The 22,590-nt window shown below is 56.3% G+C and carries 21 protein-coding genes and 1 pseudogene; 11 read left to right on the top strand and 11 right to left on the bottom strand.

What is annotated here, in order from left to right; translation table 11 throughout:
- Positions 1-36: 36 nt before the first annotated feature.
- The gene (locus tag WC359_07610) at positions 37-1,497 is read left to right on the top strand and encodes a 4-hydroxyphenylacetate 3-hydroxylase family protein (protein MFA5400288.1); all 1,461 of its coding nucleotides are present in this window, start codon (positions 37-39) and stop codon (positions 1,495-1,497) included.
- 78 nt (positions 1,498-1,575) lie between these two features.
- Here the strand turns inward: WC359_07610 and WC359_07615 are convergent, their stop codons facing one another.
- Positions 1,576-1,815 (bottom strand): hypothetical protein, encoded by a 240-nt coding sequence (locus tag WC359_07615; protein ID MFA5400289.1) that lies wholly within the window; start codon positions 1,813-1,815, stop codon positions 1,576-1,578.
- A 107-nt stretch (positions 1,816-1,922) separates the two neighbouring features.
- Here WC359_07615 and trxA point away from each other — a divergent pair, with 107 nt between their 5' ends.
- Positions 1,923-2,255, top strand: coding sequence for a thioredoxin (gene trxA, locus WC359_07620; GenBank protein ID MFA5400290.1), 333 nt, complete (start codon positions 1,923-1,925; stop codon positions 2,253-2,255).
- Positions 2,256-2,315: 60 nt separating this feature from the next.
- Here trxA and WC359_07625 read toward each other — a convergent pair whose 3' ends face one another.
- The gene (locus WC359_07625; protein ID MFA5400291.1) at positions 2,316-2,999 is read right to left on the bottom strand and encodes an ABC transporter ATP-binding protein; all 684 of its coding nucleotides are present in this window, start codon (positions 2,997-2,999) and stop codon (positions 2,316-2,318) included.
- A gap of 4 nt (positions 3,000-3,003) precedes the next feature.
- Positions 3,004-4,266: an FtsX-like permease family protein gene (locus WC359_07630; GenBank protein MFA5400292.1), complete on the bottom strand. Its 1,263-nt coding sequence runs from the start codon at positions 4,264-4,266 to the stop codon at positions 3,004-3,006.
- Positions 4,267-4,444: 178 nt separating this feature from the next.
- Here WC359_07630 and WC359_07635 point away from each other — a divergent pair, with 178 nt between their 5' ends.
- Positions 4,445-5,779: a M20/M25/M40 family metallo-hydrolase gene (locus WC359_07635; protein ID MFA5400293.1), complete on the top strand. Its 1,335-nt coding sequence runs from the start codon at positions 4,445-4,447 to the stop codon at positions 5,777-5,779.
- 46 nt (positions 5,780-5,825) lie between these two features.
- Here WC359_07635 and WC359_07640 read toward each other — a convergent pair whose 3' ends face one another.
- Positions 5,826-6,020: a hypothetical protein gene (locus WC359_07640; protein ID MFA5400294.1), complete on the bottom strand. Its 195-nt coding sequence runs from the start codon at positions 6,018-6,020 to the stop codon at positions 5,826-5,828.
- A gap of 105 nt (positions 6,021-6,125) precedes the next feature.
- Between WC359_07640 and WC359_07645 the strand changes: the two are divergent.
- The 4 genes and pseudogenes from WC359_07645 (at position 6,126) to WC359_07660 (ending at position 10,284) form a co-directional block, all read left to right on the top strand.
- Positions 6,126-6,296, top strand: a pseudogene (locus WC359_07645) (4Fe-4S dicluster domain-containing protein).
- A 627-nt stretch (positions 6,297-6,923) separates the two neighbouring features.
- Entirely contained in the window at positions 6,924-8,828 is a 1,905-nt protein-coding gene (cooS, locus tag WC359_07650; protein ID MFA5400295.1) for an anaerobic carbon-monoxide dehydrogenase catalytic subunit, read from the top strand.
- Between the two features lie 23 nt (positions 8,829-8,851).
- Positions 8,852-9,751 (top strand): alpha/beta fold hydrolase, encoded by a 900-nt coding sequence (locus tag WC359_07655; protein ID MFA5400296.1) that lies wholly within the window; start codon positions 8,852-8,854, stop codon positions 9,749-9,751.
- A 44-nt stretch (positions 9,752-9,795) separates the two neighbouring features.
- Positions 9,796-10,284: a hydrolase gene (locus WC359_07660; protein ID MFA5400297.1), complete on the top strand. Its 489-nt coding sequence runs from the start codon at positions 9,796-9,798 to the stop codon at positions 10,282-10,284.
- A 5-nt stretch (positions 10,285-10,289) separates the two neighbouring features.
- Here the strand turns inward: WC359_07660 and WC359_07665 are convergent, their stop codons facing one another.
- The 7 genes from WC359_07665 to WC359_07695 all read right to left on the bottom strand — a co-directional run bounded on the left by WC359_07665 (position 10,290) and on the right by WC359_07695 (position 17,376).
- Entirely contained in the window at positions 10,290-11,477 is a 1,188-nt protein-coding gene (locus WC359_07665; GenBank protein MFA5400298.1) for an LUD domain-containing protein, read from the bottom strand.
- A gap of 110 nt (positions 11,478-11,587) precedes the next feature.
- Positions 11,588-12,604, bottom strand: coding sequence for a (Fe-S)-binding protein (locus tag WC359_07670; protein MFA5400299.1), 1,017 nt, complete (start codon positions 12,602-12,604; stop codon positions 11,588-11,590).
- Between the two features lie 61 nt (positions 12,605-12,665).
- Positions 12,666-13,421: a TSUP family transporter gene (locus WC359_07675; GenBank protein MFA5400300.1), complete on the bottom strand. Its 756-nt coding sequence runs from the start codon at positions 13,419-13,421 to the stop codon at positions 12,666-12,668.
- 118 nt (positions 13,422-13,539) lie between these two features.
- Positions 13,540-14,889, bottom strand: a complete 1,350-nt coding sequence (locus WC359_07680; GenBank protein MFA5400301.1) for an FAD-binding oxidoreductase — start codon at positions 14,887-14,889, stop codon at positions 13,540-13,542.
- A 169-nt stretch (positions 14,890-15,058) separates the two neighbouring features.
- A complete protein-coding gene (locus tag WC359_07685) occupies positions 15,059-16,072 on the bottom strand; it encodes an SDR family oxidoreductase (protein MFA5400302.1) in 1,014 nt (337 codons plus the stop codon).
- Positions 16,069-16,515, bottom strand: a complete 447-nt coding sequence (locus WC359_07690) for a MarR family transcriptional regulator (GenBank protein ID MFA5400303.1) — start codon at positions 16,513-16,515, stop codon at positions 16,069-16,071. Before WC359_07690 ends, WC359_07685 begins: the two co-directional genes overlap by 4 nt.
- Positions 16,516-16,623: 108 nt before the next feature.
- A complete protein-coding gene (locus WC359_07695) occupies positions 16,624-17,376 on the bottom strand; it encodes an HAD family hydrolase (GenBank protein MFA5400304.1) in 753 nt (250 codons plus the stop codon).
- 170 nt (positions 17,377-17,546) lie between these two features.
- Here WC359_07695 and WC359_07700 point away from each other — a divergent pair, with 170 nt between their 5' ends.
- The 4 genes from WC359_07700 to WC359_07715 all read left to right on the top strand — a co-directional run bounded on the left by WC359_07700 (position 17,547) and on the right by WC359_07715 (position 22,555).
- The gene (locus WC359_07700) at positions 17,547-18,380 is read left to right on the top strand and encodes a lysophospholipase (protein ID MFA5400305.1); all 834 of its coding nucleotides are present in this window, start codon (positions 17,547-17,549) and stop codon (positions 18,378-18,380) included.
- 163 nt (positions 18,381-18,543) lie between these two features.
- Positions 18,544-19,791 carry a diguanylate cyclase gene (locus WC359_07705; protein MFA5400306.1) on the top strand — a complete coding sequence of 416 codons (1,248 nt, stop codon included), beginning with the start codon at positions 18,544-18,546 and terminating at the stop codon, positions 19,789-19,791.
- Between the two features lie 186 nt (positions 19,792-19,977).
- Positions 19,978-20,328: a hypothetical protein gene (locus tag WC359_07710; GenBank protein ID MFA5400307.1), complete on the top strand. Its 351-nt coding sequence runs from the start codon at positions 19,978-19,980 to the stop codon at positions 20,326-20,328.
- A 4-nt stretch (positions 20,329-20,332) separates the two neighbouring features.
- Positions 20,333-22,555, top strand: coding sequence for a UvrD-helicase domain-containing protein (locus tag WC359_07715; protein MFA5400308.1), 2,223 nt, complete (start codon positions 20,333-20,335; stop codon positions 22,553-22,555).
- Positions 22,556-22,590: the final 35 nt, after the last annotated feature.

The following is a 22,590-nucleotide window of genomic DNA, read 5'->3' on the forward strand; positions in this document are numbered from 1 at the left end:
CCGCCTTTGCCCGATTACTATCAGGAGGTATTCGTTATGTCCCAGATGACCGGCAAGCAATATAAAAATAGCCTAAAGAGACTTAAACCCGTGATCTACTACATGGGGGAGAAGATCGCGGATATAACGGAGCATCCGGCTTTTATACCGCACGTTAACGCCGCCGCCCTGACTTACGAGATGGCTATCGCGCCGGAGTTCGAGGAGCTCTGCTCGGCCACATCTCACCTCACCGGAGGCAAGATCAACCGATTCACACACATCCACCAGGGACATGACGACCTGGTCAAGAAGGTGAAGATGCTGCGCGCCATCGGGCAGCAGACGGGAAGCTGCTTCCAGCGCTGCGTGGGATTCGACGGCCTTAACGCCACCTATTCCGTAAGCTACGATGTCGATAAAAAATACGGGACGGACTACCATGAGCGCTTTAAGAAATTTGTGAAGATGGTCCAGGAAAGGGACCTGATGCCCTCGGGCGCCATGACCGATCCCAAGGGAGACCGCAGCCTCTCCCCCAGCCAGCAGAAGGATCCCGACCTTTATGTCCACGTAGTGGAGAAGAAGAAGGACGGCATCGTGGTCAGCGGCGCCAAGGCCCACATCACCGGCGCGGTCAATTCGCACGGCCACCTCGTCATGCCCACCTCCGCCATGCGGGCTGAGGACAAGGACTACGCAGTCTGCTTCTACGTGCCCATCGATGCGCCGGGCCTGCTGCACGTCTTCGGCCGCCAGTCCAACGATACGCGCAAATGCGAGTGCTCCATGGACCAGGGCAACGCGGAGTATGGATGCGTGGGTGGCGAGGCCCTCATCGTGTTCGATAAGGTATTCGTGCCCAACGAGCATGTCTTCATGTGCGGCGAGTATGACTTTGCCGTGGAGCTGGTGGAGCGCTTCGCCACTTTCCACCGGCAGAACTACGGCGGCTGCAAGGGCGGCCTGGCTGATGTGCTGGTGGGCGCCGTTTACGCGCTGGCGCAGGCACAGGGCACGATCAAAGCTTCTCATGTAAAGGACAAGCTGGCCGAGATGATGCACCTGGCCGAGACCATTTACTGCTGCTCGATCGCCTGCTCCTGCCAGGGCTTCCAGCAGCCGGCGGGATGCTACCAGGCAGACCCGCTGATGGCCAACATCACCAAGTTGAACGTAACGCGCAACGTCTACGAGATAGCCCGCCTGGCACATGACATCACGGGCGGCCTGCTGGCCACCATGCCTTCGGAGTTCGATCTCAGGGACCCGTCTGTGGGCAAATGGGTTGATAAATACATGAAGGGTGTTTCAGACGTTCCGGCCGAGACCAGGATACGGCTGATCCGCCTGATCGATGCCATGACCTGCGGCACGGCCCTGGCCGAGTCGATGCACGGCGCCGGCTCACCCCAGGCGCAGAAGATCATGATCGAGCGGCGCGGCAACCTCGAGCGCAAGAAGAGACTGGCGGAGAAGCTGGCCAGGATCGGCGATCAGCCCTTCTTCGTCTGCTGATAAAACTTACCGGGCAGGCTCAAGATTAAAATAGCGCTGAAGTTCTGCGGCTCGTGTAACCCGGAGATCGACCTGTCATCACTGGCCTCGCAGGTCCGCAAACTGTCTTGTGGCAGGGAGGACATCGAGGTTGCGCCAACGGATGCCGCGGGATTGGACCTGCTGATCATACTCTGCGGCTGCCGTCGTGCCTGTGCTGATAAGGAAGAGTATAAATCCCAGGCTCGAAAGCACCTTACCATCGCCGGCGAGAGCCTCGATGGCAGCCCTCGCAGCGAAAAACACCTGGCAGCCCTTATCGCCGACGAAATAAACCAATTATCGAAATAGCCATGTTACTTAGGTCACACGGTGACTAAAATCATGTTCCCTCCTCCACGCCTGCAATATAATTTACGTACGGTTTAATTAACACGGAGGGTAACATGGAGAAAGAAAAAGGGCTCGTGCTCGAGCTGAACAGCAGCAACCTTGAGGAGGCTATAAGGAACAACCGCTCGCTGGTGGTGGATTGCTGGGCCCCATGGTGCGGCCCCTGCCGCATGATGTCGCCCGTGATCGATGAGCTGGCGGCCGATCTTAAAGGTAAGATCACCTTCGGCAAGCTCAACACCGACGAGAACCAGGATATGGCAGCCAGGTTTCAGGTGCAGGCCATACCTACTTTACTTATTTTCAAAGACGGTAAATTGGCCGACCGCAAGGTGGGAGCGCTGCCCAAAAAGGCTCTGGCAGACGAATTGACCAGATATAATTAAGCCAGGGACTTAGTATTCGACTGAAGGGCCTGCCTATGGACGGCAGGCCCTTCAGTGTTTTTATCGCGCTTTCTCTTCCTTCTCAATCATGCCGTCCTTGATCCAGATGATACGGTCGGCGAACTGCATATGTTCCGGCTCATGGGTAACCATGACGATGGTCTGTTGCCTCTCGTCACACAGCTGGCGCAGCAGGTTCATGACGATGCCGGAATTCTTGGTATCCAGGTTGGCGCAGGGCTCGTCCGCGAAGAGTATTTTCGATTTATTGACCAGCGCCCTGGCTATAGCAACGCGCTGCTGTTCGCCGCCGGACATCTGGCTGATGAGGTGCTTGGCTCGTTTGCCCAGTCCCACCGTCTCCATCATCTCCAGCGCGGCCCTGCGGTATTCCCTGGCCGAAGCGCCCAGCATCATAAGCGGCAGGCAGACATTCTCCAGCGCATTCAGCTCGGGCAGCAGGGCATATTCCTGGAAAACATATCCCAGCTTATTCAGGCGGAAATTAGTCTTCTGCATGGATGATAATTTCTCAACTTCGGTACCGTCCATTATGATTTTGCCGGCTGTGGGATCGTCCAGCAGCGCCAGCATGTGTAACAGGGTGGATTTCCCCGAGCCGCTGGGGCCCATGATACCAACGAATTCACCCCGGTTTATCTGCAGGTCTATGTCCTTGAGCGCTTCAACAGGTACTTCGCCGCCGAATATTTTTTTAAGCCCTTTCGCTTCTATGATTACCATGTTCTCATCCCCAGATAGCCTTGATGATATTCTGCCGGGTCACCATCCACGACGGTATGAAGCCGGCCACCACGCTGACCAGCAGCATGCTCAGCATGGCCACCGCCATATCCTGCCTTACCAGCGCCAGGCTGACCAGCCCGATGGGCATGGGGAGGGGATGCCGGATGAAGTAGGGCACCAGGCCGGCGTGGATCACGATCAGCCCGGCGATGATTCCCAGGAAGGCATAAAATATGGCCTGAAATATATAGGAAAGGATGATTATGCGCTCCTTCATGCCGATGGCCTTGAGTATGCCTATCTGGCGGCGGCGGTTAACGGTGGCGATGAAAATGACGATAAATATAGTCACGCCCGCCACCAGCAGACCGATAAAGGTCACGATGGTTTTGACTATATCGAAGGTCTGCGTCAGCCCGCTGATGTACCCGATAAAATCCATCCAGACATTGAGCTGCTCCTCTTCAATGCCCATCATCCTCAACCGGTCGATATAAACCCGTTCAGGCACCGAGCCGTCCGTCTTGATCAGCACCTCGGAGGCCCTGTTGTGCAGGCCCAGCACCGATTCCATCTCCTTCTCTGTCACGAAGACGTTAAGGTCCGCCAGCGGAAAATACGTATTATAGATTCCCTTGATCCTGTAGTCGCGCTTAATCCCGTTGCCGTAGCTTATGGTCACCTCATCCCCGACCTGCGCGCCCTTGAGCGAGGAAATCTGGAAGCTGGCCCCGTAACCTCCCGATATCTCCCTGCCCATGATGATCTGGTTGCGGTCGCCTTCCTCCAGGTATCTCCCGGCGATCATGTAGTTCTGCAGGTTGGTTACCCTGACCTCCTCGTCCGGATTGATGGATTTAATATTCCAGGCTTTCTCGCGCACATCCAGGTTGTCATTCTCGGGATCGTACCTGATCAATCCTGACTGGGAGTAGCGCGAACTGGTGCTGACCACGCCGGGCAAGGTGTCGATCTTGGTCTTCAATTGATGTACCTGGTTGATGTATTTATCATCAACGGCAGGCAGTATCACGATATTGGAAACATAGTTCTCCTGCGCCTGCTGGTAGGCCTTGCTGATGGCCCCGTTCATGATGGCTGAGGTGAAAATGATATTGATGAAGGCCAGGGTGGTGACCAGTATAGTCAGCACCAGGGTATATTTGTTGCCCCTTGTAATAGCTTTGAAAACCAGGAAAAAGGCGACTCTCAGGTCATTGCTTATTTCAGGCAGATTAAACCTGTCTCCGAAAGGAATTTTCAATTCATTCAGCTCCGTTCCGGGTAATGATAGTGTGCCCTTTGTAACAAGTCAATTATGCCGGATAACTGCCGGCGCCTGTGAGGCGAAGGGCAGCGCTGGACATGGCTACGGCCATTTACTACAATGGGCCAGGCAGTTCATTCGCAATATTCGCCGGCGTAAGCACAGGAGAAATATCATGAACAGCTCACCTTCAGAGGAACAGCCCGTAATCTACACCCGCCCGGACGAGATCCTCAAGTACCTGATCCGCCATAACACGGTCAATCCGCCGGGTAACGAAGCTGCCTGCATCAACTATATCAAGGGTCTGCTGGACTGGGCGGGCGTTCAAAATACCATCGTGGCCAGCGATTCGTCCCGCCCCAACCTGATTGCCCGCATCCAGGGCAGGGGCTCCGCGCCGCCGCTGTTGATGTACGGCCATATAGACGTTGTCACCACCGCCAACCAGAAATGGAGGCTTAATCCCTTTGTAGGGGAGGAGCTGGACGGATATATATGGGGCCGAGGTGCGCTGGACATGAAAGGCGGCATCGCCATGATGCTGGCAGTCATGATGCGCGCTAAGGCCGACGGCCTCGTACCGGCGGGCGATGTGCTGCTGGCTGTGCTCAGCGACGAGGAGAGCCGCAGCACCTATGGCGCCGAATACCTGGTCGCCAGCCAGGCGCAGCTTTTCCAGGGCGTTAAATACGCCATCGGCGAATTCGGCGGCTACACGTCACACATACTGAGGCACCGCTTCTACCCCATCATGGTATCGGAAAAGCAGGGCTGCGGCCTGATAGCCAACATCTACGGCAAGGGCGGTCACGGCGCGTGGCCCGAGCGGGGCGGCATTATGGCGCGGGTATCGCGTTTTCTGCACAGCCTGGAACACCGCCTCCCGGTGCATATAACAGCCGTTGCCAAGGAGCAGGTCCGCTGCACGGCCGAGGGGCTGCCCAGCCCGCTCAAGCAGACCTTCATGCAGATGCTCATCCCGGCGCTGACCAATTCAGTCCTCGATACCTTCGGCCAGCAGGTGCGCATGTTCGATCCCATACTGCACAACACAGTCTCAGCCACCACCATTCGCGGCGGGGAAAGTTTCAACCAGATACCCTGCCAGGTTTCACTGGGCCTCGACTGCCGCCTGCTGCCGGGCTTTACGCCGGACGATATAATCACAGAGCTCAAAGGCCTGGCCGGCAGCGATGTAGAATACGAGTTGTCCTATTTCGGCGGCGGCATGCCGCAGCCCGACATGGGGCTTTACGATACGCTGGCTGATATACTCAGGGAAGCCGACCCGGGCAGCACACCCACACCGATGCTCTTCCCTGCTGTGACGGATGCCCGCCTTTTCGCCAAACTGGGCATACAGACCTACGGGTTCACTCCCCTCAAGCTGCCGCCGGACATCAACTTCGAGCAGCTCTTTCACGCGGCGGACGAGCGCGTGCCTGTCAAGGCGCTGGCCTTCGGAAGCGATGCCATTTATCAATTGCTTCAACATTACGGCGAATAAGCGTATTTAACCTGCTCCCGGCCCCGCTGCGTCACCCTGTGTGACATTAATCATACCCGCCGGCCCGGACCGAATTTAAAATGGCATCTATGAATATGCCCTTGAGATGCCCGGGTCCTTCCGGCGGCGGCACACCCGCGCTTCTAATCAGGCCGTGCCCGCAGTGCGGCGAGGAAGTCGAGATCTTCTCCACGGATGTCAGGGTTGAATGTCCTGCCTGCGGAGAAGTCGTCTTGAACAAATCCAATCTATGCGCGGAGTACTGCAAATATGCAGAGCAGTGCCGGGGCAAGGGGCATTTACAGCGGGCTCAAATACAAGACTGAAGCGACTGCGGAGGCGCGAAATGGAGAAAGCAGGGGCCAGGATCAAACGAAAGATAGTCAAAATCGACGAGGATAAATGCGACGGCTGCGGACTGTGCATCATGTCCTGCGCCGAGGGTGCGCTGCAGATTATAGACGGCAAGGCCAGGCTGGTCTCGGACAAATACTGCGACAGCCTGGGCGCCTGCCTGGGCAAATGCCCGCAGGACGCTATTTCCATTATTGAAAGAGAGGGGGAACCCTTCGATGAGGAAGCTGTGAAAAAGCACCTTTCCGGGCTTGCAGCGGCAGTACCGGAACCTGCCTGCGGTTGTCCTTCCGCTGACGTGCTTCCATTTGAAAAGAAGGACACTTTGCCCTGCGGCTGCCCGTCCTCCAGCGTTGCGCAGTTCAAGCCGGCCGCAAGAGAGGGGTCCGGCGTCAAATCCGAAGATGAACCCTCGCAGTTGTCCCACTGGCCGGTGCAGCTCACCCTCGTCCCAGCCAAAGCGCCTTTTTTACAGGGCGCCGATGTCCTGCTGGCAGCCGACTGCACGGCCTTCGCCTGCGGCGGATTCCACCGGAATTTCCTTAAAAACCATACCCTGCTGGTGGCCTGCCCCAAGCTGGATAACTACGAAGCACACCTTGCTAAACTCAGCGAGATATTGCGCCAGTCGGACATCGGAAGCCTGACCGTCCTGCGTATGGAAGTGCCCTGCTGCTCCGGTTTGACCCGTATGGCCATGCAGGCTATTCTATCGAGTAACAAGGATATCCCTTTCAAGGAATTCATTGTCAGCACACGGGGCGAATTAATAAACTCAGCGGAGGTTGCCATGGAAGAGGACCGAATCTCGTATCACAGCTCGGTGCGCACCGTCTACGACCGTATCAAAAAGGACGGAATGACCAATATCTGGGACCGTTACGAGGCGCAGGGCCTGGGCAGCAGTCCCGACCAGCGCTGTCCCTTCTGCCAGGAGGGCAGGCGCTGCGACCTCTGCTCCAACGGGCCCTGTCGGGCCGATGCCTCCAAGGATAAACGCGGAGTATGCGGCATCACGGCCGACGGCATGGCCATGCGCATGATGCTGCTGCGCAACGTGATGGGCGCATCGACCTACCACTACCATACGGAGCAGACGATCAAGACGATGCAGGCCACGGCCAGAGGGCAAACACCATTCCGTATCACAGAGGGAGATAAGCTCAAGGTCTTCGCCAGACGCTTCGGCCTCAGCACCGCCGGCTCCCATAAACGCATAGCCCTGCGCCTGTGTAAGTATGCGGACGAGGACTTCAACCGCAAACATGACCAGCCCAGCCGTATCGTTGAGGCGCTGGCGCCCGCCGAGCGCAAGGAGGCCTGGCGCAGGCTGGGCATCTTCCCCGGCGGCATCCACGGAGAGATGCTGTTCTCCACCAGCTCCTGCCTGACCAACGTGGACGGCTATTACCAGAGCCTGGCGCTCAAAGCTATGAGGCTGGGGATCGCCATGGCCTACCAGAGCCAGATAATCAACGAATACTGTCAGGACATCCTCTTCGGCATACCAAGACCACACAAAATGCGCGTGGACCTGGGCGTACTGGATCCGGATTACGTCAACGCGCTGCCCAACGGACATGAGCCCTTCCTGGGCTTCGCCATGGTACAGCTGGCGCGCACCAAAGAGTGGCAGGATAAGGCTAAAGCTGTCGGCGCCAGGGGGCTGCGCGTCATCGCCAATATAGAGACAGGCCAGGAGATGATACAGCGCTGGGAGATGGACGATGCATTGTGGGGCTTTACCGGCAACTGGATCTCGCAGGAGGCCGTGCTGGCCTCAGGATGTGTGGACCTGTTTGCCTGCGATATGAACTGCTCGATGCCGGTCGATCCGGCCTATGCTGAAAAATATAAGTTCAAGCTGCTGCCCGTAAGCGACCTGGTGTCCTTTGAGGGAGTTACTGAGCGCATCGACTACCTGCCCGAAAAGGCTGCTAAGCAGGCGGCCGAACTGCTGGATATGGCCATCGCCAATTATAAAGAGCGCAGGAAAACGGTGGAAGCCGTGGCCGGCCTGCCCGTGACCGAGGCGGTGGTCGGCTTCTCCACCGAAAGCATACTGGAAGCTCTGGGCGGCAAGCTGACGCCGCTGCTGGACGCCATTAAAAAAGGGACAATCCGGGGCGTGGCGGGGCTGGTATCATGCACCACCCTGCGCGACCACGGCAACGACGCGCACAGCGTGGCGGTGGCCAGAGAGCTCATCAAGCGCGATATACTGGTGCTTTCCATGGGCTGCGGCAATGCGGCCATGCAGGTTGCCGGATTGTGCTCCACCCAGGCCTCCGACCTGGCCGGCCCGGGTTTGAAGGGGCTCTGCCGGTCGCTGGGTATACCGCCCGTGCTGAGTTACGGCACCTGCACCGACACAGGACGGCTGGCCGACCTGCTGGCGGCCATATCCAAAGAGCTGGGCAATGTGCCCGTCACCGACCTGCCTGTGGCGGCTGTGGCCCCCGAATACATGGAGCAGAAGGCCACCATCGACGCCGTGTTTGCGCTGGCCTTCGGCCTGTATACCTACGTCAATCCGGTGCCCACCGTCACCGGCGGACCCAGCCTGGTTAAGCTACTGACGCAGGACCTGCCGGGCGTCACCGGCGGCCTGCTGGGAGTGGAAAAAGACGCAGTTAAGGCCGTGGACGGCATAGCCGCGGCCATCGAGGAGCGGCGGAAACGGCTGGGTATTTGACACACGGTGTAAAATAGACAGTCGTGAGAGACCATGATCAGGTGGTACTGAACCTGTCGGGCTGGGATAATTACAGCGAGACGCTGATAGAATCGGCAGGCACCAGGATCGCTCTTTCCCTCTACCACGCCGGCGATGGCCGTCCCTGCGTCGTTTTCATTCCCGGCACGATGACGCACCCTCTTTTTTACGATGAATTCCTGACACTGCTGGCCGGCGCGGGATTCAACGTCGCGGGCGTCCATTTGCTGTCCCACGGCAAGAGCCCGCGGGAGAAGAGGTTTTTCACCTTCGCAGATATGCTGCAGAACATCACGGACAGCATCGGTTACTGCCTGGACAATATCAGCAGCGACGTGATCCTGCTGGGATCCTCACAGGGCGGAATTCTCAGCCTGGCAGCGGCCGGGCTGGACAGCCGTATTAAAGCGGTATTCCCCAATAACGTGCTGATCCCTTCGCTGAGCAGCTCGATAGAAATAACGAGGTTCCCGCATTTCCTTAAACCCTTTGTCCGTCCCATCACTTCAACGATGAAGCTCGCCGCCCGCATCGCCCCAGGTCTGGAATTGCCGCCGGAGTCATATCTCGACTTCGACAGGGTCAGCAAATCCAAGGAGCTGCGGGACCTGTTTTTCAGCGACCCCCTCAACCGTTCTAACTACCCGCTTTGCTTCATGGCATCGCTGTTCACGGCGGACTTGAGCAGCATCTCTGACGGCAGCATCAAATGCCCGGTGGTGGTGATCGCCTCCACCGGCGATACGCTCTTCCCCTACAGCTACTGCCTTGAGGTTTACCAAAAAATCTCCGCCCCGCGCAAGGAGATGCTGGTGTTCCATGAACCCTGTCACCTGATATTCAACGAGGCGACGGAACGCGTGATAGGTCCTGTAGTGGAAAAGTTGAACGAGTATAAATAGATTGAATAGAGATCTTGAGATAGATCGCTAAGGAGATAAGTAAAATGACAGAAAAGAAAGATCCTTCCGAATGCTGTCCTCCCTTTGATCCGGAACCGTGGGACTATAAAAGTTTTGATTGGAAAGATAAGCTGTTCATACAGGATTCGGTCAATCAGTTTTTTCATATTCCACTGAACATGGGCCGGGTGGTTACACGGATGTGGAACAGCATCGAGCAGGCCGGCGCAAGGCCAGCCGATAAGGACTTCATCATGCTGGCATACGATCCTTCGCCCTGGAAGTCCGAGATCTATATGACCGTAATAAAAGAAGTCCCGGACGCGCTGAACGTGAGGTTATCGGGCAATTTCCTGAGCAGGGTATTTGACGGTCCATACAACGCAGTGCCGAAGTGGTTCAAGGAGATGGAACGTTACGCCCGGGCAAGCGGCAAGAAGGCTGTAAAACAGTATTTCTACTTCACCACCTGCCCTAAATGCGCAAAAAAGTACGGGCATAACTACGTTGTGGCGTTTGCACAGGTGGAGTGAGAGGTCTACTCCTCTGCTATGGACTTACGCAAGGACAGTATCATCTCGGGGACATCGATCTTCATGGGGCAGCGCACCTTGCACCTGCCGCAGGTCAGGCAGGTATATGCCATGGACGAAGCCTTCTCCATGTTGCGGGTAACCTCCGCAGCCCACACTGCTCCGATGCCTGCGAAATACTTATCGCCGAAATAGCCCGCCGTGAGCCCGAAGACCGGGCATTCATAAAGACAGCCGCCGCAGCGCAGGCAGTAGAGCGCCTGCCGCAGCACAGGGTCCTTCGCCAGCTGCGTCCTGCCGTCATCCAGGAAGATGACGTGGAACTCTTTAGGGCCGTGAACACCGTAAGTGGTCACTTTCTCGATGTCGCCCGTCTTGCTGGGTCCTGAAACCAGGCTGACATAGGACGGCACGGTATAGTTAGCGTAACGCCAGGTGACCTCGGCTACCTTGAAGGCCTGCTCCAGCGTCGGCACCAGTTTTTCCAGGCCGACCAGCGCGATGTGCACGGGCGGGGCGCCTGTGGCCAGGCGGATATTGCCCTCGTTCTCGATCATGAACAGCGTGCCGGTATCGGCGGAAACCACATTGGCGCTGCTGATGCCGATATCCGCCTTGAAAAATTTCTCCCTCAGTAACTCCCGCGCCGTCGCCACCAGCTTGTCTATATCGGGTTGCTGCTTACGGCCGGTTATCTGCGTAAACAGCTCGGCGACATCCTCCCTGGGCACATGTATGGCGGGGGAGAGGATATGCATGGGGCGCTGCCCCAGTTTCTGTATTATGAATTCGCCCAGGTCGGTCTCGTATACCTCGTTTCCTGCCTTCTCCAGATGCTCGCGCAGCTGTATCTCCTCGGCCGTCATGCTCTTGGCCTTGACCACCAGCTTCTTGTTCCCCACTATCTCCCCGATAATCCTGAGCGCATCCCCGGCCGTCCTGGCGATGTGGGATTTACCCCTGTTCTCCTCGATGCTGCGGCCCGCCTTCCTGGCCAGCTCCGCCATCTGCTGGACGGACGCCTCTTTTATCAGCCTGACTTCCTCAGCCATTTTTACCGTGTGCGGGAACCTCTTAAGAGCATTATCCGTGTTCACACGGTAGCTTTTAATGGCACGGGAAAGCGCCAGCCGGATACGCCCGCTGCCGGCTGCGTCCCTGAGCTCCTTCCTATAATCCTTCGATATAGACATTTGTTCAAATTCGCGTCATTGCGAGCGTGGGCGAAGCAATCCATCAGATCGCCACGTCGCTACGCTCCTCGCGATGACATTTAAAATTATAACCCTGATTATATACGTTCCTATTTTGTGTTCACAGACCTGGCCAGCAGGGTAGCGAGGTCGACGACTTCGATTTTGTCCTTTTTCAATGCCTTCAGCCCGCTTTTAAGCTGCATCAGGCAGCCGGGGCACTGGGTGGTTATAATATCGGCGCCGGTATCGGCCAGCTCCCTTACCCTGCCCTCGGCCAGCGTCTGGCTCATATCGGGAAATACGACCTCGAAGCCGCCGCCGCCGCCGCAACAGGTCGACCATTCACCCGATGTCCACTCCGGCTCGGCCAGCTCGAGGTTTTCAATTGCTTGCAAAACCAGGCGTGGCTGATCGATGAGGCCCATGTGCCTGCCCAGCTGGCAGGGATCGTGATAGGCCACTTTCACACTATGTGGATAGCGGAATTGACCGGGCCTGACCCTGTCGGCAACCTCTTCGATGAAGTGGCGTACCCCGATATCGTAGCCGGGCACCGCTGCGGCAAAAAGCGTGCGCAGGGCATGTGTGCAGGATGGGACTATACTTACTATCTTCCTCACACCGTATGCCCTGAAGCGGGCAACGGCCTTCCCGGCGTTCGCGGCGAATTCCCTGCGCAGCCCCATGTGATAAAGGGGTGCGCCGCAACAGGGCTCGTTCACATCCAGATAGCCCACTTCAATGCCCAGATATTTAAGCACGCGCACGGCGTCCCGAAGCACTCCGCTGTCGCCGCCATCGCCGCGGGCCAGCACCTTCGTGTAAATACCGGCCACGTCCACTCCCATTTTTTTAGGTATCCCGGCAAGCACCACCGGAAGGTCGGGATCGATGGACATGCGGTCGGCGGTCCTGACCAGCGTCACCAGCGGCTCGAGCATGGAGGAGTACTGGTAGCCGCAGCCGGCGAAAAAGACGGTCGACCGGTCATCGGAGAACTCCAGCCCTTCGGCCCATTTGGCCCTGGCCTCGACCGGCAGGCCGAGTATATTGTCACGGCTGCCGATATTGTCCGCTATGTAAGACAGTCCGGGGGGGACAAGGTTACGCTGATTCTTTTTCATTCTATTATTTTCCGTAGAGCACCCGGCCCTGCTTATTGTAGCAGGAATGCACAATCCGGCTTCAACGGTAGATTATTTGCTGTACAACCAGCAGCAGCCCTGCAACGAAGAGCAGCGTATAGATCAGCACCTTGTAAACCAGCGCCCTGAAGGTCATGCGGCTGCCGAATACGATACCCAGGATCAGCCCGGGCAACACGATGCCCGTTGTCGCCAGTGTGGTGATATTTATCTGGCCGATGGAATAGAGGTTGACGACCAGTATGATGGACAGAATGAGCCATAACATGGATATGGTGGCGCGAAATTCGGCGGGCTCCTTAAACTGGCGGCTGGAATAATAGATGATGAGAGGACTTCCGCTGGCGAAGATGCCGTGAAAGATGCCCCCCACGATCAATATCGGCCATCCCAGATACCAGGGCAGGCTTCCGCCGGCCGCCCTCGTTTTATATATGAGAACTATCTCCATCACCGAAACAGCCATGATAAAGATACCCAGCAATATCAGCAGCTGAGTATAATTGCCCACCAGCGTCCGGTAGGAGATGCCGATGGCCATGCCTATGATGGCCGCAGGCAGGATACTCAGAAACAACACCCTCCATCTGATGTGCTTGAACCAGCGCGCCACCAGCCACAGGCTCTGTAATAAACCGAGGATCACCAGGACGGGCAGTAAGGTTTCCAGCGGAAAGATGAAAATGCCCAAGGCCAGCGCGATAATATTCGCGCCGAAGCCCAGCACGGTTTCCACCGTGTGGGCAAATATGAGCACGAGCACCAGCAGAAAGATGCGTATTAACAGGGGATCCATATCGCTCCCGGATGGACAGCCGCCTGATCAGCGGCGGCTGTCAGGGCTCAAGGATTTTAGCACGCCGGGCCTGCGCTGTCATGCGCAGCGTCGCGACGAAACGGTGCGGGATGAGCTTCTATTTTTGCGCAGGGCCCAGGCCTTTGCGTTCCAACCAGGCGTCCTCGGCATGCAAATAGCCTAAAATAGCCCGCTCGCCCACGAACCTGATAGGCTCGGGCGGCCATTTGAAGACCTTGCGGTTGACGGGGAAGCACTCCGTCCATTCGGACTTGCGCTCCAGCAGCAGGTCCGCCATGACCTCGCCGTTGAGGTGGGTCAGCGAAACACCGTGCCCCATACAGCCCAGGCTGTAAACCGCATCCTTGCCGCCCAGGTATCCCAGCGCCGGCGTCATATCCATGGGAACGGAGACCGGCCCGCCCCAGCGGTGTGTTATCTTGATTCCCTTTAAACAGGGATAGAAATCGACGATGTCCTTCTCAAGCTGGGCGAATATCTTCGGATTCAAGTCTTTCTCCATGTTGGCGCCGTAGGTCAACGCGATATCCCGACCCCCCATTAGCAGGCGGTTATCCGCCGTCAGCCGGTAATAATGTACCATGTTGCGATAGTCCTCGATGCCCTCACGGCCCTGCCAGCCCATCTCATCCAACTGGGACTTGCTCAGCGGCTCCGTAAGTACGATATAGGTCCAGACCGGCTGCTGCATGGCATTCAACTCCGGTATGGCCAGCGAGTAGGCGTTGGTCGCCAGCACCAGCTTGCCCGCGCTGACGGTAGCCTTCGGCGTTTTAATAGTAAAGCCCGCCGTGGAGCGTTTAATCTCCATCACCGGCGTGCGCTCATAGACTTCGGCGCCGAACTTCACCGCCACGCGCTTCATCTCGCGCGCCAGTTTGGCGGGATTGACCAGGGCGCAGCGCGGCTCCCACCAGGCGCCCATGTAAAGCGGCGACTTTACGCGTTTCTGCACCTCGGCCGCCTCAATCCAGTCCACTCCCGTCAGGCCCAGCTGTTTAACCAGGTGTACTTCTTCGCTGATGCGCTTGACATAGGCCGGGGTAGTCGCGATGCGCAGGAAGCCCGGCCTCTCGTAGTCGCAATCAAGCTTGTGCTCCGCCACGAGCTCTCCCACGATATCGACCGCCCTTTCCATATAGCGATGCGATTGCCTGGTCCTCTCCTCTCCGAACAGCATTTTGGTGATGGACATCTGCAGTCCGAAGGTCGTCATGGCGAAGCCGGCGTTGCGTCCGGAGGCGCCCCACCCGATGACCCATCCCTCCAGCACAACGACCCTGAGCGAAGGCTGCGCTTTTTTCAGGTAATAGGCTGTGGCGATCCCGGCAAATCCGCCTCCAACCACCGCCACGTCACATTTGATGTCGTTTGTCAGCGGCGGACTTTCCTGATAGGCCCCGGAGTTGCCCAGCCAGAAACTCTTCTCCGCATAATCTTCAGCCATCTCGCCTCCTTAAAGCAGCACTGCCTGCGGGCATATCTGCAAACCGCTAATTAATATACACCAATAACCTTCGACTATCAACGCAGGGACGCATATCGGCAGAGGTGAAAGATGTAGAAGAACAAGGCAACAGGCGAAATCTGCGCCGTAAGATCCGGGTAGTGCCGGTCTACACCCGCCTAACTGCCAGCGCCAGCTGCGCCGGTGTCAGATATTGTCTGAACCATGCCACGGAATCGAAGATCGATTCATGCGCCGAGCGTGGTTTATAGCCCAACTCCATCCGGGCTTTTTCCGAAGTGACCACTGAATTGCTGCGCAGCACATCCACCGAATAGTCCGTGAAAAGCGGCTTGCTACGGGCGATCCGGTAATAGATGGGCGCCAATTTGCCGACAGAGTGGGCCAGCCACGCCGGCACTTTGAACTTAGGCGCTTTTACGCCACTGATTTCCTCCAGCAACTCCATAATCCGTTTGATGCTGACTCTTTCACCCGAAAGGATGTAGCTCTCGCCCCGGCGGCCTTTGCTGCAGGCCAGGGTCATTCCATGTGCCACATCACGAACATCGGCGAAGTCGTAAGCACCGTCCAGGTAGGCTTTTAACTTTCCCCTTATGAAATCGAGCATGAGTTGTCCCATCTCCGATATCCTGAAGTCGAAGGGACCGATCACACCGGTGGGATGTACGATGACCGCATTTAATCCGTGCGCCATCCCCTTTTTAACCTCCAGGGTCGCCATTGCCTTGCTCCTGGCATAGGGTCCAAGCACATTATCAGGATCGACAGGGAAGGTTTCATTGATGACGATTCCCTGGGGAGGCTCCTGGATAGCGTGGATAGAGCTGGTATAAACGAGCCGCCCGACGCCGGATTCCAGGCAGGCATCGACTACATTGCGCGTACCCTGGACATTGACCTTCTGCAGCAGCGCTTCTCTGCCGGGCGTGATGGCTATGATCCCGGCGAGATGGTATACAGCATCCGCGCCCTCGAAGGCAGTGCTTAAAGAGGCCGCATCGCACACATCCGCAGCAACGATCTCTACGTCGAGCCCGCGGATTGGCAGGTCGTTCTCAAAGGGGGGAACCAGCGCTCTGACGCTATGTCCCTGGGCCAGCAATTCACGTACCAGCACATTGCCGATATGACCGGTGGCACCGGTGACAACTATGTTCATTTTATCTCCTTAACCATGCTCCCATCGGGGAGGGAGGCCAGCGCCTCATCAAGTTTATTTAATCGATCTTCAGTCAGCCCCTGCAGGAATTCCCGTGCCCGCTCGCGGGCTGAGCTGTAGAGCCGGTCCGTAAGTCCATGCCCCCTGGCTGATAAACGGCAGACCACAACCCTGCGGTCCTCTCTACTGTTTTCTCTCGTTATAATGTCTCTGCCCACCAGGCGGTCCACGATGCCCGTAGCCGTGGCAAGGGTAACGCCCAGGGCAGAGGCCAATTCGCTCATCCTGGCAGCCCCGTTCAGGTAAAGTAACAGCACGACCTTCAATTGCGGTGTGGTCAGGTCAAGATCCAGCAATTCCTGGTGCGCCAGAGGAAGAAGCTGCCGGAAAGCGCTCTCAACCCTGCCTAAAATCCGGTCGACCGTCTCATTCTTTTCTATCATTCTCTCACGCCGCCGAAGTAATAGCTCGATGATTAGTATAATATAAATAGTTTGTGTAATGCAAATTATTGTATCTGGATTAACTGTGTTGGGGCGGAGGACAAGCGGTTATAACCCGAGGAGGCTGTCGACCGCCCGGGGGACGTCTGCCAACAGGCCGCTGAAATCTGCCGGCGGTATACCTTCAAGGTTATTGCCGATGACCTTTTTGCTTACCTCGAGAGGTTGCTTCGAGTGCGCGCGGCTGTCCGTTGTCTGATATGTCTTCATACCTGTCAAGGCAGCCACCATATCGTTGGCCGGGTCATCGCCGACCATCAGGCACTCCTCAGGCTGAACATCAATCAAACGGCAAATCTGCCTGAAATATCCGAGCTGGGGTTTGCAGTAGCGCATATTGTCGATATGCGTGATAAGGTCAACCTCTGCACCGCTCAATCCGGCCCAGACTATTCTTTTCTGCTGCACGGAGAGCGGCCAGATGGGGTTGGTGGCCACCACTAACTTTAACTTACGCTCCTTGACATACCTGAAGACGTTGCCGACCCCGGGAGTGGCCACAACGGTATCCCGGAAAACGTCGAAGTCCAGGCTGAAGAATTGCTCGAACCGGGCCCAAACCTCTTTCCTGTTTACATCAAGCCCGTCGCATAACGCGGTGATGAAAAGTTCGCGGTTAATTTTGCTGCCGTCGTTGTTACGCAGTTCGACAGTGGCTTTCATCAGCCTTTCGGCAAATTGCCCGTCGGGGAAAACTCCCTCAAACCTGGCTGCCAGCCTGGGATAGTAGCCGTTAACGAATTTAACCTCTTCGAATAGGATGAGAGTGTTATCCAGATCGAATAATACAGCTTTGAGCATATTTGAAAACCGCCTGTCAATTTTACGTTTTTCACCTCTCCCGGACAAATTGCCGGGCGCGCCGGTCCTGTACCGCAGAGTCATAGTTCAGTCCCCATACGTCATCGCTATGTGACTTGTCGGCCGGGGCCTGCAAGCGCATAATATGGGCAAAAATGGGGGAGACTGCTATGAATCAGAAAGAGGGCCATTTTAAGGGTACCGACAATCACAATCTTTACTGGAGGTGCTGGCTGCCCGATGGCCAGGTCAAGGCAGTGATACTGGTAGCACACGGCCTGGGCGAGCATATATCCCGCTATAATAACCTCGTTAACAAAGTTGTCCCCCTGGGTTACGCAGTGTACGGCCTCGATCACCAGGGCCATGGCAAGTCCGAGGGCCAGAGAGTGTACGTTAAACGCTTTCAGACCTACCTGAACGACCTCCATACGCTTTACAAAATGGCGAACGCTGATAATCCCGACAAAAAGGTTTTCCTCTACGGCCATAGCATGGGCGGCCTGATCGCCACCGTCTATGCGCTCCAGCACCAGCACGACCTGGTCGGACTGGTCATATCCGCCCCCGCGCTCAAGCCGGGCGAGAGTATTTCCCCGGCCATCATCGGCATGGCAAGGTTCCTCTCTGCCGTCACACCCAGGATGGGCGTGCAGGCGCTGGACTCAACTTACATCAGCCAGGACAAGGAGGTGGTCGAAGCCTATGATAAGGACCCTCTCGTTTACCGCGGAAAGGTTACCGCCCGGCTCGGCTCGGAGCTTTTTACAACCATGAAAGCCGTCGATTCAAAGCTCCAGTCCATCGTAATACCGCTGCTCATCCTGCAGGGTTCGGAGGACAAGATGGTCAATCAGGAAGGCGCCAAGGGTCTTTACGCAAAGGCCGGCTCAAAGGATAAGACCCTTAAGATATACGAGGGTTTCTACCACGAAGTCCACAATGAGCCGGGCAAGGACAGGGTCTTTACCGACATGGGGATGTGGCTGGCCGACCATACCTAGAGCAGAATTTTTTTTCTGAATATTCTATAATCTAGGCTGGATTTCATCCTCTGCAAAGCTCTGTTAGCTAAAATTTACCAGTTCACCTGTTAGTGTTAATAAGGAGGTTGGTACTGCATATAGATGGTGATCGTATCCATTTATCATGGAGGCACTTGGTTTTATGGCGATACAGAACGTTTTTTACAGGGAACTGCTGGACAACCTTTACGACGGTGTATTTTTCGTAGATTCCAACAAGGTCATAACCTACTGGAACAGGGCCGCTGAGAATATCACAGGCTATGCCTGGGAGGACGTGGTGGGGAAGGGCTGCTCCGATAATATCCTGGTTCACATTGATGAAAAAGGGAACCCCTTGTGCGAGTCGGGCTGCCCGCTGCAGGCCGCTATAAAGGACGGCAAAAGCAGGGAACTCAACGCCTTCCTCAAGCACCGGGACGGACACATGCTGCCCGTTCTGGTCAAGGTCAACGCCATACATGATGCGAATGGCGAAATAATAGGCGGAATTCAGAGTTTTAACGATAATTCGTCTCTATTATACGTAAAAAAACATGCTGCGGAGCTGGAGAAACTTTCGACCTGTGACGGGCTGACGGGTGTAGGAAACCGGCGCTATGCCGATCTCACCTTGCAGAAAAAGCTGGCCGAGCTCAAACGCTACGGGTCGACCTTTGGAGTGCTCTTCGCCGACATAGACAACTTAAAATCGGTCAACGATACCTACGGGCACGAGGCAGGCGATGAGGTTTTGAAACTGGCGGCCCAGACTATGCTGTCGAATATAAGACCCTTTGATTTCATCTTCCGCTGGGGAGGGGACGAGTTCATGCTGATCCTGGTCAATGTGGACCAGCGCAGGTTGCTTGCCACCGCCGAGAGAGTGCGGGCTGCGGTTCAGAACGCCGGTCTGCGACTCGGTCCAAATATCATCCATGTGACCGTGTCAGTCGGAGGGACAGTTGCCCAACCTGATGACATGGATAAAAGTATCCTGGCCAGGACGGACAATTTCATGTACCGCTGCAAGGAAGAGGGCAAGAACAGGTGCCTGGTGGACGATCTATCCATCCCCCAGACGGCACAATCGACCACATATGCCTCAGTCGCCGATCCCGCCCCGCATCAAACCGCTGCCGGTAAAGCTGTTGCGCCACAAATAGTACATATCCCCGCCTTATTCGGCAGGGTGGATATACACGCTCCGGTCAGCATAGCTGTAGTTTACCGGCATAGCACCAATGGCGCCCCACAGGGGTCGGCAGATGCCGGCACGTCCGGATACAGCAATAGAAATTCCCCTGTCTTTGATCTGATCATCTATCCCTCACAGTACACTCCACCCCATTTATTAAATCCACGTCAGGAGAAAAGAAACAACTCAAACCACGCAGATAAAACCGACTAAAATATATAACGCACCTCCTCACTCGGGAATAAAGTAACCAGTACCCTCCCGTCAGATTGCAGGCCATATCGCAATCAGTAACCCATTCGTCCGCATAAATGATGCTATAATTAAGCAGCCGCATGAATGTCCCTTTTCAGCACTGGTTTCATGGCGATTATCCTCGTAAACGGGAGGTACTTTAAGATGAAGCATTTTAATGTTATTGCGATCGCCCTTATTGCTACGGTTCTTGCCCTGCTGCCCGCATCTCTTTCCTGTAGCAGCTCAAGCGGTGCGGATATTTATCTTGAAGGCGTCAGCATCGGTTCCCTCTCATCCGGGGGAAAACCGATCAGCGGTTTGCCTGTGCAGGGAGTCAATATAGTGATTAAGGCCAAGACCACCAAGGTTCTGGTCAGTCAGTCAGGCGGCATGACGACGATCAGATTGCAGCCCTCAAACGCCGTCATCACCAGCAGTTCTGACGGCATCTCTTTTACCGGATTAGAGCCTGATCAGATCGAGATCAAATGGGATCCGGCTACCACTAAATAATTCTATGGACATACTGGCAGGGTTGAATGAGGCCCAGCGTGAGGCCGTTCAGTACATTAAAGGGCCTTTACTGATACTGGCGGGCCCGGGCAGCGGCAAGACGCGGGTTATCACCCACCGCATAGCCTATCTGGTTAAAACCACGGGAGTCAGCCCCCGCCATATTATGGCCGTCACCTTCACCAACAAGGCTGCCCGCGAGATGCAGGAGCGCCTGCAACGGCTGCTCGGCAACCTGGCAGAACAGGTATGGGCAGGAACATTTCATGCCATTTGCGCCCGCATCCTGCGCAAGGACGGCAAGTCCCTGGGGCTCGACACCAACTTCGTTATTTACGATGAGGAAGATCAGCAGAGCCTGGTCAAACAATGCCTGCTCGATCTCGACCTGGACCCCAGGCAGTATAATCCGCAGAAAATCCGCAACGCCATCAGTCAGGCCAAGAGCCAGCAGATTACGTATGCCGGCCTGGCTGCCAGGGCCAGAAGTCCCTGGGACGATATTGTCTGTCGTGTCTATGAGCGCTACCAGGAGCAGCTCGGACAGAGCAACGCCGCCGATTTCGACGACCTCCTGATGAAGGTGGTCCAGCTGTTTGATAAACACCCGGCGGTCCTGGAGCAATATCGTTCCCGCTACCTTCACCTGCTGGTTGATGAATTCCAGGATACCAACCTGATTCAATATAAGCTGATACGCCAGCTGGGCGGTAAACATCGCAATGTCTGCGTCGTCGGAGATCCCGACCAGTCCATTTACTCCTGGAGATTCGCCGATATACGTAACATACTCAGCTTTGAGAAGGACTTCCCGGACGCCAGGGTCATCGTCCTGGAGCAAAATTACAGGTCCACTAAAAATATACTGGGGGCAGCCTCGGCCATCATATCCGCCAACAAGAAGCGTAAAGAAAAAGAGCTCTGGACGGATAATACAAAGGGCACACCCGTTTTTCTGGTTAAAACCTACAACGAGCAGGAAGAGGCGCAATTCGTAGCAAACGAGATCCTGAAGTTAAGCGGCAGCGACGGCATCAAGCCCGGCGATTGCGTGGTGATGTACCGCACCAACGCGCAGTCGCGCGCCGTGGAAGAGGCCTTCATGCGCTACGGGCTCAAGTACAAGCTGGTGGGCGGTACACGTTTCTACCAGCGCCGTGAGATAAAAGACACCGTGGCCTACCTGCGCGTCATTCAAAATCCCTTCGATAATATCAGCCTGTCGCGCATCATAAGGATACCCGGCCGGGGCATAGGGGCGAAAACCCTGTCCGACCTCACCAACTGGGCGCGGGAAAACAACCTCTCTCTGTTTGCCGCCGTCAAAGCGGTCAACGAGGGCGGGGGACCGGGATTCGGCGCCAGGATAAACACCGCCCTGACAGGCTTCTACCGCATGCTCAACGACCTGATTATGGAGGGGCAGCAGCTCAGCCTGATCAAACTGATGGACACCATACTGGAGAGGTCGGGATACCGTGAGACGATCAGAGGCGAGGAGGATGGTGAGGAGCGCTGGGAAAATATACAGGAGCTGCGCACCGTTGCAGCCGATTATGATGATCTCCCGCCCGGTGAGGGGCTGGCGCCGTTCCTGGAGAAGGTCAGCCTGGTGGCGGACACTGACGAGATCGAAAGCAGGGAGGACACCGTCACGCTGATAACCCTGCACCAGGCCAAGGGCCTGGAGTTCCCCATTGTTTTCATCGTGGGACTGGAGGAGGGGCTGCTGCCGCACAGGCGCTCCATGGAAGAGGGCGGGGACGAGCTCGAGGAGGAGCGCCGCCTCTGCTATGTCGGAGTTACGCGCGCGGAGCGCAACGTCTACCTGATGCACACCGCCCGGCGAGCTATCTTCGGCATGAGCTCGGAAAGCACCCCCTCCCGGTTCCTGGACGATCTGCCGGAACACCTGGTTGAACGCAAAGGTATGGTCCCGGGTGAGGAGCAACCGAGCGGGAGCGTGAGAGTGCGCACACAGCGCTGGCGAGACGAGGATGAAGGCATTAATATCGCAGACCTCCTGGCAAAAAAGAGCGGCCTCCGGCAACCTGCTGCGGGACTGGCGGAGTTAAATCCCGGTGACCGCGTGCGCCATGCCAAATTCGGAGACGGCCAGGTTATAGGCGTCAGGGTGACCGGGCAGGATCGCGAGGTTATCGTGGCTTTCGAAGAAAGCGGCGTTAAAAAGCTGCTGCTCAGTATGGCGCTGCTCGAGAAAATCTGATTAATACACTCGAATCAATTTATCTTGACTATCGG

It is taken from the genome of Dehalococcoidia bacterium (assembly GCA_041653995.1).
Lineage (GTDB): Bacteria > Chloroflexota > Dehalococcoidia > GIF9 > UBA5629 > CAIMUM01.

Excerpts from the sequence above, each read along its gene's own strand:
- WC359_07610 (MFA5400288.1), top strand. The coding sequence starts at position 37 with ATGTCCCAGATGACCGGCAAGCAATATAAAAATAGCCTAAAGAGACTT.
- trxA (MFA5400290.1), top strand. The coding sequence starts at position 1,923 with ATGGAGAAAGAAAAAGGGCTCGTGCTCGAGCTGAACAGCAGCAACCTT.
- WC359_07625 (MFA5400291.1), bottom strand. The coding sequence starts at position 2,999 with ATGGTAATCATAGAAGCGAAAGGGCTTAAAAAAATATTCGGCGGCGAA.
- WC359_07635 (MFA5400293.1), top strand. The coding sequence starts at position 4,445 with ATGAACAGCTCACCTTCAGAGGAACAGCCCGTAATCTACACCCGCCCG.
- cooS (MFA5400295.1), top strand. The coding sequence starts at position 6,924 with ATGGAAGAGGACCGAATCTCGTATCACAGCTCGGTGCGCACCGTCTAC.
- WC359_07660 (MFA5400297.1), top strand. The coding sequence starts at position 9,796 with ATGACAGAAAAGAAAGATCCTTCCGAATGCTGTCCTCCCTTTGATCCG.
- WC359_07665 (MFA5400298.1), bottom strand. The coding sequence starts at position 11,477 with ATGTCTATATCGAAGGATTATAGGAAGGAGCTCAGGGACGCAGCCGGC.
- WC359_07670 (MFA5400299.1), bottom strand. The coding sequence starts at position 12,604 with ATGAAAAAGAATCAGCGTAACCTTGTCCCCCCCGGACTGTCTTACATA.
- WC359_07675 (MFA5400300.1), bottom strand. The coding sequence starts at position 13,421 with ATGGATCCCCTGTTAATACGCATCTTTCTGCTGGTGCTCGTGCTCATA.
- WC359_07680 (MFA5400301.1), bottom strand. The coding sequence starts at position 14,889 with ATGGCTGAAGATTATGCGGAGAAGAGTTTCTGGCTGGGCAACTCCGGG.
- WC359_07685 (MFA5400302.1), bottom strand. The coding sequence starts at position 16,072 with ATGAACATAGTTGTCACCGGTGCCACCGGTCATATCGGCAATGTGCTG.
- WC359_07690 (MFA5400303.1), bottom strand. The coding sequence starts at position 16,515 with ATGATAGAAAAGAATGAGACGGTCGACCGGATTTTAGGCAGGGTTGAG.
- WC359_07695 (MFA5400304.1), bottom strand. The coding sequence starts at position 17,376 with ATGCTCAAAGCTGTATTATTCGATCTGGATAACACTCTCATCCTATTC.
- WC359_07700 (MFA5400305.1), top strand. The coding sequence starts at position 17,547 with ATGAATCAGAAAGAGGGCCATTTTAAGGGTACCGACAATCACAATCTT.
- WC359_07705 (MFA5400306.1), top strand. The coding sequence starts at position 18,544 with ATGGCGATACAGAACGTTTTTTACAGGGAACTGCTGGACAACCTTTAC.
- WC359_07710 (MFA5400307.1), top strand. The coding sequence starts at position 19,978 with ATGAAGCATTTTAATGTTATTGCGATCGCCCTTATTGCTACGGTTCTT.
- WC359_07715 (MFA5400308.1), top strand. The coding sequence starts at position 20,333 with ATGGACATACTGGCAGGGTTGAATGAGGCCCAGCGTGAGGCCGTTCAG.